13 protein-coding genes are annotated in these 13,335 nt (G+C 66.2%); 12 read left to right on the top strand and 1 reads right to left on the bottom strand.

The window, feature by feature from the left end:
• Positions 1 to 52 precede the first annotated feature (52 nt).
• From hisS to hisG, 3 genes are read left to right on the top strand one after another with little or no spacing between them, the layout of a single operon-like run.
• On the top strand, positions 53 to 1,537 hold the full coding sequence (gene hisS, locus GR316_RS05710) for a histidine--tRNA ligase (RefSeq protein ID WP_211785042.1): 1,485 nt from the start codon (positions 53 to 55) through the stop codon (positions 1,535 to 1,537).
• Entirely contained in the window at positions 1,534 to 2,616 is a 1,083-nt protein-coding gene (locus GR316_RS05705) for an ATP phosphoribosyltransferase regulatory subunit (RefSeq protein ID WP_211785041.1), read from the top strand. Before hisS ends, GR316_RS05705 begins: the two co-directional genes overlap by 4 nt.
• The gene (gene hisG / locus GR316_RS05700) at positions 2,613 to 3,329 is read left to right on the top strand and encodes an ATP phosphoribosyltransferase (RefSeq protein ID WP_211785040.1); all 717 of its coding nucleotides are present in this window, start codon (positions 2,613 to 2,615) and stop codon (positions 3,327 to 3,329) included. The genes GR316_RS05705 and hisG overlap by 4 nt, the downstream gene beginning before the upstream one ends.
• On the opposite strand, the gene GR316_RS05695 is transcribed toward hisG, so the two are convergent.
• Complete coding sequence (locus GR316_RS05695; protein WP_211785039.1) at positions 3,326 to 3,739, bottom strand: DUF1489 family protein; 414 nt, start codon at positions 3,737 to 3,739, stop codon at positions 3,326 to 3,328. The two genes, hisG and GR316_RS05695, sit on opposite strands and share 4 nt — an antisense overlap.
• Positions 3,740 to 3,938: 199 nt before the next feature.
• On the opposite strand from GR316_RS05695, the gene GR316_RS05690 reads away from it, so the two are divergent.
• The 9 genes from GR316_RS05690 (at position 3,939) to GR316_RS05650 (ending at position 13,315) form a co-directional block, all read left to right on the top strand.
• Positions 3,939 to 5,537: an ABC transporter substrate-binding protein gene (locus GR316_RS05690; protein ID WP_211785038.1), complete on the top strand. Its 1,599-nt coding sequence runs from the start codon at positions 3,939 to 3,941 to the stop codon at positions 5,535 to 5,537.
• A 68-nt stretch (positions 5,538 to 5,605) separates the two neighbouring features.
• Positions 5,606 to 6,613: an ABC transporter permease subunit gene (locus GR316_RS05685; protein WP_211785037.1), complete on the top strand. Its 1,008-nt coding sequence runs from the start codon at positions 5,606 to 5,608 to the stop codon at positions 6,611 to 6,613.
• Positions 6,614 to 6,617: 4 nt separating this feature from the next.
• Positions 6,618 to 7,511: an ABC transporter permease subunit gene (locus GR316_RS05680; protein ID WP_211785036.1), complete on the top strand. Its 894-nt coding sequence runs from the start codon at positions 6,618 to 6,620 to the stop codon at positions 7,509 to 7,511.
• A 2-nt stretch (positions 7,512 to 7,513) separates the two neighbouring features.
• Positions 7,514 to 8,362 (top strand): ABC transporter ATP-binding protein, encoded by an 849-nt coding sequence (locus tag GR316_RS05675; protein WP_211785035.1) that lies wholly within the window; start codon positions 7,514 to 7,516, stop codon positions 8,360 to 8,362.
• Entirely contained in the window at positions 8,359 to 9,198 is an 840-nt protein-coding gene (locus tag GR316_RS05670; protein ID WP_249218822.1) for an ATP-binding cassette domain-containing protein, read from the top strand. Before GR316_RS05675 ends, GR316_RS05670 begins: the two co-directional genes overlap by 4 nt.
• A gap of 60 nt (positions 9,199 to 9,258) precedes the next feature.
• Positions 9,259 to 10,434: an MFS transporter gene (locus tag GR316_RS05665; protein WP_211785034.1), complete on the top strand. Its 1,176-nt coding sequence runs from the start codon at positions 9,259 to 9,261 to the stop codon at positions 10,432 to 10,434.
• A 137-nt stretch (positions 10,435 to 10,571) separates the two neighbouring features.
• Positions 10,572 to 11,192 (top strand): 30S ribosomal protein S4, encoded by a 621-nt coding sequence (rpsD, locus tag GR316_RS05660; protein WP_211785033.1) that lies wholly within the window; start codon positions 10,572 to 10,574, stop codon positions 11,190 to 11,192.
• 129 nt (positions 11,193 to 11,321) lie between these two features.
• Positions 11,322 to 12,407, top strand: coding sequence for a histidinol-phosphate transaminase (hisC, locus tag GR316_RS05655; protein ID WP_211785032.1), 1,086 nt, complete (start codon positions 11,322 to 11,324; stop codon positions 12,405 to 12,407).
• On the top strand, positions 12,404 to 13,315 hold the full coding sequence (locus GR316_RS05650) for a prephenate/arogenate dehydrogenase family protein (RefSeq protein ID WP_211785122.1): 912 nt from the start codon (positions 12,404 to 12,406) through the stop codon (positions 13,313 to 13,315). Before hisC ends, GR316_RS05650 begins: the two co-directional genes overlap by 4 nt.
• Positions 13,316 to 13,335: the final 20 nt, after the last annotated feature.

The following is a 13,335-nucleotide window of genomic DNA, read 5'->3' as shown; positions in this document are numbered from 1 at the left end:
GCCGCCCCTTCCGCTAATGCCTTGCGGCGACAGCATAGCGAAGGGTCCGACCATGGCCAAGGACAAGTCCCCCCGCCGCCCTCGCGCGGAAACGCCCAAGGGGTTCCGCGACTATTTCGGCACCGATGTGACCGAGCGTAAGGCGATGCTCGATGCCATCGCCGATGTCTATCATCGCTACGGCTTCGATCCGCTGGAGACGAGCGCCGTGGAGACGGTGGAGGCATTGGGCAAGTTTCTTCCCGATGTGGACCGCCCGAACGAAGGCGTGTTCGGCTGGCAGGACGAGGACGATCAGTGGCTGGCCCTGCGCTACGACCTGACGGCCCCGCTGGCCCGCGTCGCGGCGCAGTTCCGCAACGACCTTCCCAGCCCCTATCGCCGTTATGCGATGGGGCCGGTCTGGCGCAACGAAAAGCCCGGTCCGGGGCGGTTCCGTCAGTTTTATCAATGCGATGCCGATACGGTGGGCGCGCCGTCGGTCGCGGCGGATGCCGAGATCTGCGCCATGCTGTCGGATGCGCTGGAGGTCGTGGGCATTCCGCGCGGCGATTATCTGGTGCGGGTGAACAACCGCAAGGTTCTGAACGGCGTGATGGAAGTGGCGGGCGTTCTCGACCCGTCCAACCCCGAACGCTTCACCGAAGAGCGGGGGATCGTCCTGCGCGCCATCGACAAGCTGGACCGGCTGGGCGATGCGGGGGTGCGTGCGCTTCTGGGCGCGGGCCGCAAGGACGAATCCGGCGATTTCACCAAGGGCGCGGGCCTGTCGGCCGAGCAGGCCGAGATCGTCATGGGCTTCATGGCCGCCAAGCGCGCCGACGGTGCCGCCACCGCCGCGCGCCTGCGCGAATTGGTGACCGGATCGGCCATCGGCCTCGAGGGCGTGCAGGAGCTGGAGACGATCGCCGAGATGCTGGACCGGCAGGGCTATGCCTCGGACCGGATCGAGGTGGACCCGTCGGTCGTGCGCGGCCTTGGCTATTACACCGGCCCGGTCTTCGAGGCAGAACTGACCTTCGAAATCTTCGACGAGAAGGGTCATAAGCGGCAGTTCGGCAGCGTGTCGGGCGGCGGGCGCTATGACGATCTGGTGCGGCGATTCACGGGGCAGGCGGTTCCGGCGACGGGCGTGTCGATCGGGGTGGACCGGCTTCTGGCCGCGCTGCGGGCCAAGGGCCGCATGGGCGCCGAGGCCCCCGGCCCGGTCATCGTGACGGTGATGGACCGCGACCGTATGGCCGATTACATGTCCATGGCCGCCGATCTGCGCAATGCCGGCATTCGGGCCGAGGTGTATCTCGGCAATCCCAAGAACTTCGGCAACCAGTTGAAATACGCGGATAAACGCCATTCTCCCGTTGCCGTGATCCAAGGCGGCGACGAGGCTGGGCGCGGCACGGTGGTGCTGAAGGACCTGATCCTCGGCGCGCGGATCGCCGAAGGCGCCAGCCTCGAGGAATGGAAGGCCCGCCCCGCGCAGGTGGAGATCGCGCGCAGCGATCTCGTGGCCGAAGTGCGGAAGATGCTGGCATGAACAAGGCCGACATCCGGGCCGAGGCCGAGCGGTTCTATGCGGCGTTCCAAGCCGCAGGGGCCCGCCCGGTGGAGGCCGACATCCTGCTGCCGGCGGAAACGCTCCTCGATCTTTACGGCGAGGATATCCGCGCCCGCGCCTATGTCACGCAGGACCCGCTGCGCGGCGAGATGATGCTGCGCCCCGATTTCACCGTTCCGGTGGTGCAGGCGCATATGGCGCACGGGGCCGATCCGGCCCGCTACACCTATATGGGCGAGGTGTTCCGCAAGCAGGACACCCTGATGCCCCGCGCGGCGGAATATATGCAGGTCGGGTTCGAGATCTTCGACCGCTCCGCCCCCGAAGAGGCCGATGCCGAGGTGTTCGCCCTGATCGCCGATTTGCTCGCGCCCTTGGCGGTTACGCCCGCGACGGGCGATATCGGCATTCTGATGGCCGCGATCCGCGGGCTCGAGACGACGGAGACGCGGCGCGCGGCGCTGCTGCGCCATGTCTGGCGTCCGCGCCGCTTCCGCCATCTGCTCGATCGGTATGCCGGCCGGGTCGGCCCGCATCCGGCGCGGCTGCGTCTGCTGGCGGCGCTGGCGGAAGGGCGTCTGCCGCGCACGGGGTCGCATATCGGCCTCCGCTCGACCTCGGAGATCGCGGCCCGCATCCATGCGCTGGCCGAAGATGCCGGAACGCCTCCCGTGCCCGCCCGGCAGGCCGACCTGCTGGAGGATCTGATGACGCTGTCCGGTCCCGCCCCGCAGGCGCTGGAACGGCTGCGCGACATCGCGGTGGACATGCCCCAGATCGCCGACGCGGTGGAGCGGTTCGGCGCGCGCCTTTCTGCGATGAAGGCACGCGGCATCGCCGTGGACGCCTTGCCGTTCGAAACCGGGCATGGGCGCTCCTCGCTCGAATATTACGACGGGTTCGTGTTCGCCTTCCATTCGGCCGATCCGGCGCTGTCGCCGGTGGCGCAAGGCGGGCGTTACGACGCGCTGACCCGTATGCTGGGGCAGGGGCGGTCCATTCCCGCAGTGGGCGGCATCATCCGCCCGCATGTCACTGCCGCGTTGAGGGCCGGATGATGCTGAAGATCGGTGTGCCGTCCAAGGGGCGGCTGATGGAAAAGACCTTCGACTGGTTCGGCGCGCGCGGCATCACCATGCGCCGCACCGGCAACGAGCGGGAATATTCCGGCGTCGTGGATGGGATCGAGGGGGTGCAGCTCGTGCTGCTCTCGGCCGGGGAGATTCCGCGCGAATTGTCGGCGGGGCGCATCCATCTGGGCGTCACCGGATCGGACCTCGTGCGGGACAAGCTGCCCGATTGGGCGGCGCAGGTGGCGCAGATCGCGCCGCTGGGCTTCGGCCATGCCGATCTGATCCTCGCGGTGCCGACGGCATGGGTGGATGTGGACACGCTCGACGATCTGGATGCCGTCGCCTCGGCCTTCCGGCGCACGCACGGCTTCCGTCTGCGCATCGCCACGAAGTACCACCGCCTCGTGCGGGAGTTCCTGACCGAGAACGGCATCGCCGATTATCAACTGGTGGACAGTCAAGGCGCGACCGAGGGTACGATCCGCAACCTCACCGCCGAGGCGATCGCCGACATCACCTCCACCGGGGAAACGCTGCGGGCGAATCACCTGAAGATCCTCGAGGATGCGGTGATCCATAAATCGCAGGCGACGCTGTTCGCGGCCCGCAATGCCGATTGGAACGAGGCGATGCCGGCGATGGATGCGCTGATGGCCAAGCTGGGCCTTGCGCGGCCCGATGGGCTGAACCCGGCCTAACGCAGGCCCATCTCGGCCAGCGCGCGGGCGAGGGCGGGGGGCAACGGTTCCTCGCGCTCGCGCCCATCCGGCAGATCGGCGGGGGCATCGGCGGGCGACAGATAGCGCCAGCCCTGAAACGCGCGGCGCGGCTGCGCTTCGGTGCGGACGATAGCCGGATCGAGGATCAGGGCGCAGCGTTCGATCCCGTCCTCGCCGCGGACGGCCTCCAGCGCGGTGATGCGCTGCCGGGCCAGCACCAGCCCCTTGAAGATCCAGTAGAGCGATCCGCCCTGCAAAAGCTCGTCCTCGCGCTTGGGCCACATGCGCGTGACATGGCGCGGTGCCCCGCCCGGCAGGAAAGCCTGACGGCGGACCAGTTCCTCGACGCCCTCGGCGCCGACGCAAAGTTTCAGCAGATGCAGTGTCATGCGGTACAGATAGGCACTTCCCCGCACCGCGTCCATCCACGCCGTGTGACGTAGCGTCACAGGCGAAGGTTTCTCGCGCGGGATGGTTGAGATGCTCACATTCGCGCGATAATCGCGCTTGCGTCCGGGGCGATTTGCGAAAATCATGCGGGCACCGAGCAAGGCGGGGCAACCGCCACTCATCCATAGGGAGTTCCATATGAAAGTCGCCCATCTTCTGGCAGCCTCCGCGCTTGCCATCACCGCAGCGGCAGGCGCGCAGGCCAAGACGCTCGTCTATTGCTCGGAAGGCTCGCCCGAAGGGTTCGATCCGGCGCCCTACACCGCCGGCACGACGCTGGACGCCACGGGCGAAGCGGTCTTCAGCACGCTGGTGGATTTCGCCAAGGGCACGACGACGATCGAGCCGGGTCTGGCCGAAAGCTGGGACGTGTCCGATGACGGGCTGGAATACACGTTCAAACTGCGTCCGGGCGTGAAATTCCACACGACCGATTACTTCACGCCGACGCGCGATCTGAACGCCGATGACGTGATCTTCTCGTTCGACCGTCAGGGCAACCCGGACAACCCGTGGAACCAGTACCTGCCGGGCATCAGCTACGAATATTACAACGGCATGGAAATGCCGACGGTCATCTCCTCCATCGACAAGATCGACGATCTGACGGTGAAGTTCACGCTGTCGCGCCCCGACGCGCCGTTCCTTGCGAACCTTGCGATGACCTTCGCCTCCATCGTGTCGAAGGAATACGCCGACAAGCTGGAAGCCGACGGCAACATGGCCGCGATGAACAGCCAGCCGATCGGCACCGGCCCGTTCCAGTTCGTGGCCTATCAGCCCGACGCCGTGATCCGCTATGCCGCGAACCCCGATTATTACAAGGGCCGCGAGAAGATCGACGATCTGATCTTCGCCATCACGACCGACCCTGCCGTGCGCCGTCAGCGCCTCGAGGCCGGTGAATGCCAGATCATGCCCTATCCGGCGCCTGCGGATATCGACGCCCTGCGTTCGAACGATTCGCTGCAAGTGATGGAGCAGCCGGGCCTGAACGTCGCCTATCTCGCCTACAACACGACCGTCGCGCCCTTCGACAATCCCGACGTGCGCCGCGCGCTGAACATGGCGATGAACAAGCAGGCCATCGTGGATGCGGTGTTCCAAGGCACTGGCGAGGTCGCCAAGAACCCGATCCCGCCGACCATGTGGTCCTATAACGACGCCGTGGAGGACAACCCCTACGATCCCGAAGCCGCGCGCCAGCTTCTGGCCGATGCCGGGGTCGAGGATCTGTCGATGGAAGTCTGGGCGATGCCGGTGCAGCGCCCCTACATGCCGAACGCCCGCCGCGTGGCCGAACTGATCCAGTCCGACTTCTCGCAGATCGGTGTGAACGTCGAGATCGTCTCCTACGAGTGGGGCGAGTATCTGGCCCGTTCGACCGATCCCGAGCGCGAGGGCGCGGTGATCCTCGGCTGGACTGGCGACAACGGCGATCCGGACAACTTCCTCGCGGTCCTTCTGGGCTGTGCCGCGACAGGCGAGGGCGGTGCCAACCGCGCGCAATGGTGCAACGAGGACTTCGAGGATCTGATCCAGAAGGCCAAGATCACCACCGACGAAGCCGAGCGTACCCGCCTCTACGAACAGGCGCAGGTCGTCTTCAAGGATCAGAACCCGTGGGCGACGCTGGCCCATTCGACCGTCTTCATGCCCATGTCCACCCGCGTTCAGGGCTATGTGATGGACCCACTGGGCAAGCACAACTTCTCGGGCCTCGACCTGACGGAGTGATCGTGCCAAATGGCTGAACCGGCGCGTCGGGGTCCCCTCCGGCGCGCCTCCAACTTTTCGGAACACCGATGATCAGATTTCTTGTGGGCAAGCTCACCTACCTGATCCCGACCTTCATCGGGATCACCGTCGTGGCCTTCGGCTTCGTGCGGCTGCTGCCGGGCGATCCGGTGCTGCTGATGGCGGGCGAGCGGGGTATTTCGCCCGAACGTCACGCGCAGCTTTCGGCGCAGCTCGGTTTCGATCGGCCGCTGGTCGCGCAGTATCTCGATTTCGTGGGTGGTCTGTTCCACGGCGATTTCGGCACCTCGCTGGCGACGCGCCGCCCGGTGCTGGGCGAGTTTCTGACCCTGTTCCCGGCGACGGTCGAACTGGCGGTCTGCGCCATCATCCTCGCCACGCTGATCGGTGTTCCGCTGGGCGTCTTTGCCGCCATCAAGCGCGGCAGCGCCTTCGATCAGATCACGATGGGGGCCGCGCTGGTCGGGTATTCCATGCCGATCTTCTGGTGGGGGCTGCTGCTGATCATCCTCTTCTCCGGCACGCTGGGCTGGACGCCGGTGTCGGGGCGGATCGACCTGCTTTATTTCTTCCCCAAGGGCACGGGCTTCATGCTGATCGACTCGCTCATGTCGGGGCAGTCGGGGGCCTTCCGTTCGGCGCTGAGCCATCTGATCCTGCCCTCGGTCGTGCTGGCGACCATTCCGATGGCCGTCATCGCGCGCCAGTCCCGGTCGGCCATGCTGGAGGTTCTGAGCGAGGATTACGTCCGCACCGCCCGTGCCAAGGGCATGAGCGCGTGGCGCGTCGTGGGCATCCATGCGCTGCGCAACGCGATGATCCCGGTCATCACGACCATCGGCCTGCAGATCGGCGTCATGATGGCCGGCGCCATCCTGACCGAGACAATCTTCTCGTGGCCCGGTGTGGGCAAGTGGATGATCGATTCCATCTCGCGCCGCGACTATCCGTCGGTGCAGGGGGGGCTGCTTCTGATCGCCGTGGTGGTCATGGTGGTGAACCTGATCGTCGACCTGCTTTACGGCATCATCAATCCGCGCATCCGGCACAGGTGAGACCATGACCGCAACCGTCAAAACCCCGTCCGAACGCGCGCGCGTGCTGCGTGAGTTCTGGTTCTATTTCTCCGAAAACCGGGGGGCCGTGATCGGCCTCTTCGTGTTCCTTGCGCTGATCGTGATCGCGCTGTTCGCGCCGGTGCTGGCGCCGCACGATCCGATCCAGCAGTTCCGCGACGCGCTTCTGGCGCCGCCAAGCTGGCAGGACGGCGGCAGCAGCCGCTTCCTTCTGGGCACCGACGCCGTGGGGCGGGACATCCTCTCGCGCTTGATCTTCGGCGCGCGCCAATCGCTCATCATCGGCTGCGTCGTCGTTGCGATCGCGCTGGTGGGCGGCATCGTTCTGGGGCTGCTGGCCGGGTTCTTCGGCGGCTGGGTGGATACCGTCATCATGCGGGTGATGGATGTCATCCTTGCCTTCCCGTCGCTGCTCTTGGCGCTGGTGATGGTTGCGATCCTCGGCCCCGGGCTGATGAACGCGATGATCGCCATCGCCATCGTGCTGCAACCGCATTTCGCGCGTCTGACCCGCGCCGCCGTGATGACCGAGAAGAACAAGGAATACGTCATGGCCGCGCGCGTGGCCGGGGCGGGGCGCTTCCGGCTGATGGTGCGCACCATCCTGCCGAACTGCATGGCGCCGCTGATCGTGCAGGGCACGCTCTCCTTCTCGAACGCGGTGCTGGATGCGGCGGCGCTCGGCTTTCTGGGCATGGGCGCGCAGCCCCCGCTGCCCGAATGGGGCACGATGCTGGCCGAAGCGCGCGAGTTCATCCTGCGGGCATGGTGGGTCGTGACCTTCCCCGGCCTTGCGATCCTGATCACGGTCCTTGCGATCAACCTCGTGGGCGACGGCCTGCGCGACGCGCTCGACCCGAAACTGAAGCGGAGCTGACGATGGCCCTTCTGGAGATCCGCAACCTCAACGTCCGTTTCGCCACCGCGACCGGATCGTTCCACGCCGTGAAGGGACTGGACCTGACGGTGCACTCGCGCGAAGTGCTGGCGATCGTCGGTGAATCCGGGTCGGGCAAATCGGTGTCGATGCTGGCAGCGATGGGCCTTCTGCCCAAGACCGCCACCGTGACGGCCGATGTCATGACCTTCAACGGCCGCGACCTTCTGGGCATGTCCGAGCGGGACCGCCGCGCGATCATCGGCCGCGACATCTCCATGATCTTTCAGGAGCCGATCGCCTCGCTCAACCCGTGCTTCACCGTCGGGTATCAGATCGAGGAAAGCCTGCGCGCGCATCTCGGCCTTGGCCGGGCCGCGCGGCGCAAACGCGCGATCGAGTTGTTCACCGCCGTGGGCATCCCCGAACCGGAGAAGCGCCTCGATTCCTATCCGCACCAGATGTCGGGCGGGCAATGCCAGCGCGTGATGATCGCCATCGCCATCGCCTGCCGGCCCAAGCTGCTGATCGCGGACGAACCGACGACCGCGCTCGATGTGACGATCCAGAAGCAGATCCTCGATCTTCTGATGTCGTTGCAGGAAGAGACGGGCATGGGCATGATCATGATCACCCATGACATGGGCGTTGTGGCCGAAACGGCCGACCGCGTGATCGTCAAGTACAAGGGCAGCAAGATGGAGGAGGCCGATGTGCTGACCCTGTTCGAAGCCCCGAGCCATCCCTACACCCGTGCGCTGCTGTCGGCCCTGCCGGAACATGCGACGGGCGACCGGCTTGCCACCGTATCCGACTTCATCGATCCCGCCACGCTGGAGGCCACGCGATGACCGCCGTTCTGGACGTCCGCAACATCATCCGCGATTACGCCGTTTCGGGCGGGCTGCTGCGCAAGGGCGCGTCGGTCCGGGCGCTGAAGGGCATCTCCTTCAGCATCGAGCAGGGGCGCACGCTGGCCATCGTCGGGGAGTCGGGCTGCGGCAAATCCACGCTCGCGCGGATTCTGACCCTGATCGACCCCGCGACCGAGGGGGAGATGTATCTCGACGGGCAGCGCGTCAGCCTGTCCGGCCTGACGCCCGAACTGCGCCGCAAGGTTCAGATCGTGTTCCAGAACCCCTATGGCAGCCTGAACCCCCGCCAGAAGGTCGGGGACATGCTGATGGAGCCGCTGATCCTGAACACGAAGGACGATGCGAAGACCCGGCGCGAAAAGGCGATGGCGATGCTGATCCGCGTCGGCCTTCAGGCGGAGCATTTCAACCGCTATCCGCACATGTTCTCGGGCGGGCAGCGCCAGCGTCTGGCCATCGCGCGGGCGCTGATGGTGAACCCGCGCCTTCTGGTGCTGGACGAGCCGGTTTCGGCGCTGGATCTGTCGGTGCAGGCGCAGGTGCTGAACCTCTTGGCCGATCTGCAGGACGAATTCGATCTGACCTATGTCTTCATCAGCCACGATCTGTCGGTCGTGCGCTACATCGCCGATGAGGTGATGGTGATGTACAAGGGCGAGGTGGTGGAATTCGGCACGCGCGAGGCGGTCTTCGCCGATCCGCAGCACGACTATACGCGCAAGCTGTTCGCCGCGACGCCCGTCACCGATATCGAGGCGATCCGCGCCCGCGTCGCCCGGCGCCGTGCCGCCGGGATCGGCAGCGCAGCCTGAGCGCTTGCCACGGCGGGTCGCCGTGGCTACTTCCTGCGTATTCCTTCTGCGAGGTTCGCCATGCGTCATGCATCTCTGCGTGCGATGACGGTGTATGGAACGTTGACGGCGGTGGTTTTCGCCCTTGGCGCGTCCGTCCCGACGCCGCTCTATCCGCTGTATCAGCGTGTCTATGGCCTCGTGCCGTTTCAGGTCACGGCGCTGTTCGCGATCTATGTCGTGGCGCTGCTGATCGCGCTGCTGACGGCGGGGCGGCTCTCGAACCATCTGGGGCGCAAGCCGGTGATCGCGGGGGCGCTGCTGCTGAACCTCGCGGCGCTGGCGATCTTCCTTGCGGCGGACAGCTATCAGGGGCTGCTGCTGGCGCGGGTGGTGCAGGGGCTCGCCATGGGCATCGCGGTGCCGACCTGCGGCGCGGCGATCGTGGATGCCGACCCGGAGCGTGGGCCGGTCCTCAATTCCGTGGTGCCGTTCCTTGGGATGTCGTTCGGGGCGCTCTCCACCGGGCTTCTGGTCAGCTTGGCCCCGCATCCGATGGCGCTGCCCTATGTGGCGATCGGGATATTCAGCGTGCTGTCGCTTCTGGCGCTGGTGCGGATGCCGGAAACCTGCCCGCGTCATCCCGGCGCGCTTGCCTCGCTGCGGCCCAGCCTTGGGGTGCCGCGTGCGGCGCGGGCGCAGTTCATCCGCTATCTGCCGCCGGTTCTGACCGGCTGGGCGATCGGCGGGCTGTACATGTCCCTGATGCCGACGCTGCTGAACCGGGCGCTCCATACGGAATCGCAGATGGTGACGGGGGTGATCGTCTGCGTTCTGATGGGCAGCGCGGCGGTGGCGGTGATGGTGGGGCGGACCCGGCCCGCATCGCGCATGATGCTGGCCGGGGCGGTGGCACAGATGCTGGGCATTCCGCTGACGCTGGCGGGGATGGAACTGGGGCAGGGGCCGCTGATGTTCTTGGGCACGATGATCGTGGGCACGGGGCAGGGGCTGGTCTTTTCCTCGATCCTGCGGCTCCTGCTGCCGCTGGCCGAGGGGCAGGAACGGGCGTCGATGTTGGCCACGTTCTTCGCGCTCAGCTACACCGCCTTTGCGGCGCCGGCGGTGCTGGCGGGCATGGCGGTGCCGTATCTCGGCCTGATGCAGACGGCCTTCGTCTATGGGATGGTGATCCTCGTGGCGCTGGCGCTGGCGCTGTTGGGCCTACGCCGCGTGCCCGAGCCGAAGCGGTGTTGACACCGCGCGCTGCCCCTGTATAAGCGCGCGATCCGTCGAATGGGCGGTTTTCATTGGTGTTGGTGGCCCCCGCGAGGGGATGACCTGTCGCCCCGCGAGGGGAAAGGACAACGCCCTTCATAGCAAGGAGATCAGCGGTGACCAAACGCACCTCTGCCAAATACAAAATCGACCGCCGCATGGGCGAAAACATCTGGGGCCGTCCGAAGTCCCCGGTGAACAAGCGTGAATACGGCCCCGGCCAGCACGGTCAGCGCCGCAAGAACAAGCTGTCGGACTTCGGTACGCAGCTGCGCGCCAAGCAAAAGCTCAAAGGCTACTACGGCGATCTGACGGAAAAGCAATTCCGTCGCATCTATGCCGAAGCCGAGCGTCTGAAAGGCGACACCGGCGAGATGCTGGTCGGCCTGCTGGAGCGTCGTCTGGACGCGATCGTCTACCGCGCGAAATTCGTGCCGACCATCTTCGCGGCGCGTCAGTTCGTGAACCACGGCCACGTCCTCGTGAACGGCAAGCGCGTGAACATCGCGTCCTACCGTGTGCGCGAAGGCGATGTCGTCGAGGTGAAACAGACGTCCAAGCAACTGGCCATCGTGCTGGAAGCCGTCGGCCTGGCCGAGCGTGACGTTCCCGACTATATCGAGGTCGATCACTCCAAGATGACCGCGACCTTCACCCGTACGCCGGGCCTGTCGGACATCCCCTACGCTGTCCAGATGGAACCGAACCTGGTCGTCGAATTCTACGCACAGAACTGATCCTTTTCGGTTCGTGCGACTGGGGCCGCTGCGGGACACCGCGGCGGCCTTTTGCATGGGGATCCGATGTTTCCGCTGGCATGAAAGACGGTGCGCCGCTAGAAACCGAAGGCCAGAGGGAACACGACCATGACCAACGCCATCCGTCCGCAACCCGGAATCCTCGACATCGCGCTGTACGAGGGCGGCAAGAGCCATGTGGCCGGTGTTGCGAATGCGCTGAAGCTTTCCTCCAACGAAAACCCCGCCGGCCCGTCGGAACGTGCGAAGGAAGCCTTCCTGCGCTCGGTCCACACGCTGCACCGTTATCCGAACACCGATCACACCGCGCTGCGTCAGGCGATCGCCGAGGTGCATGGCCTCGACGCCGGGCGGGTGATCTGCGGCGTCGGCTCCGATGAGATCATCACCTTCCTCTGTCAGGCCTATGCCGGGCCGGGCGACGAGGTTCTGTTTACCGAGCACGGGTTCCTGATGTACCGCATCTCGGCGCTGGCGGTCGGTGCGACGCCGGTCGAGGTGCCGGAGCGGGAGCGGACGGCCGATGTCGATGCGCTCCTGGCCGCCTGCACCGACCGGACGCGCCTTGTGTTCATCGCCAATCCGAACAACCCGACGGGCACGATGGTGTCGGCGGCGGAACTGGCACGGCTGGCAGCGGGCCTGCCGCCGCAGGCGATCCTCGTGCTGGACGGTGCCTATGCCGAATATGTGCAGGGCTACGATGCGGGCCACAACCTGATCGAGGCGCGGGACAACGTGGTGATGACGCGCACCTTCTCCAAGATCTACGGTCTTGGCGGGTTGCGGATCGGCTGGGGCTATGGCCCGAAGGCGATCATCGACGTGCTGAACCGCATCCGCGGGCCGTTCAACCTGTCCACCACGCAGCTTGATGTGGCCGAGGCGGCGATGCGCGATCAGGAATGGGTCACCCGGTGCCGCGCCGAGAATGCCCGCTGGCGCGTCTGGCTGGCCGAGGCGCTGGCGGAAATCGGTGTGCCCTCCGATACGTCGATGGCGAACTTCATCCTTGCCCGCTTTGCCGATGCCCAAGAGGCGGAGGCCTGCGACAGCTTCCTGCTCAGCCAAGGGCTGATCGTGCGCCGGGTCGCCAGCTACAAGCTGCCGCATTGCCTGCGCATCACGGTCGGGGATGAGGCATCCTGCCGCCGCGTCGCCCATGCCATCGCCCAGTTCAAGGGGCTGCGCTGATGATCTACGAACGGGTGGCGCTTTTGGGGCTGGGGCTCATCGCCTCGTCCATGGGCCATGCGATGAAGGCGGCCGGTCTGGCCGGGGAGATCACTGGCCACGCCCGCAGCGCCGAAACGCGCGAGGCTGCGCGCGAAGTGGGCTTCTGCGACCGTATCTGCGAGACGGCGGCCGAAGCTGTGGAGGGTGCCGATCTGGTAGTGCTGGCGGTGCCCGTCGGCGCGATGGGGGAGATCGCCGCCGCGATCGCGCCGCATCTGAAACCGGGCGCCACCGTCACGGATGTCGGGTCCGTCAAGCAGGCGGTGATCACCGCCGTCGGCCCGCATATCCCGCCGGGTGTCTGCTTCATTCCGGGCCATCCGCTGGCGGGGACGGAGCATTCCGGCCCGCGTTCTGGCTTTGCCACGCTCTTCCACAACCGTTGGTGCCTGCTGATCGACGATCACGCCGAGGATGCGGCCATGGCGCGCCTGCGGGCGCTGTGGGAAGGCATGGGCGCGAATGTCGATGTGATGGACGCCGCGCACCACGATCTCGTTCTGGCGGTCGTGTCGCATACGCCGCACCTCATCGCCTATACGATGGTGGGCGTGGCCGAGCATGTCCGCCGCGTATCCGACAGCGAGATCATCAAGTATTCGGCCTCGGGCTTCCGGGATTTCACGCGCATCGCCGCCAGCGATCCGACCATGTGGCGCGACATCTTCCTGACGAACAAGGAGGCGGTGCTCGACATCCTCGGCCGGTTCTCGGAGGAGCTGTTCGCCTTGCAGCGCGCGATCCGGACGGAAGATGGCGAGCATCTGCACGATTACTTCACGCGGACCCGTGCCATCCGCCGCTCCATCATCGAAGCGGGGCAGGATACCAGCGCCGCCGATTTCGGACGCGGTGTGGCGCGCTGACGGCATGCGCGCGGCGCTGC

This window comes from Falsirhodobacter algicola, assembly GCF_018279165.1.
Classification (GTDB): Bacteria; Pseudomonadota; Alphaproteobacteria; order Rhodobacterales; family Rhodobacteraceae; genus Falsirhodobacter; species Falsirhodobacter algicola.
The sequence above is the reverse complement of the archived record's forward strand: the minus strand, read 5'-3'. Positions and strand labels throughout refer to the sequence as shown.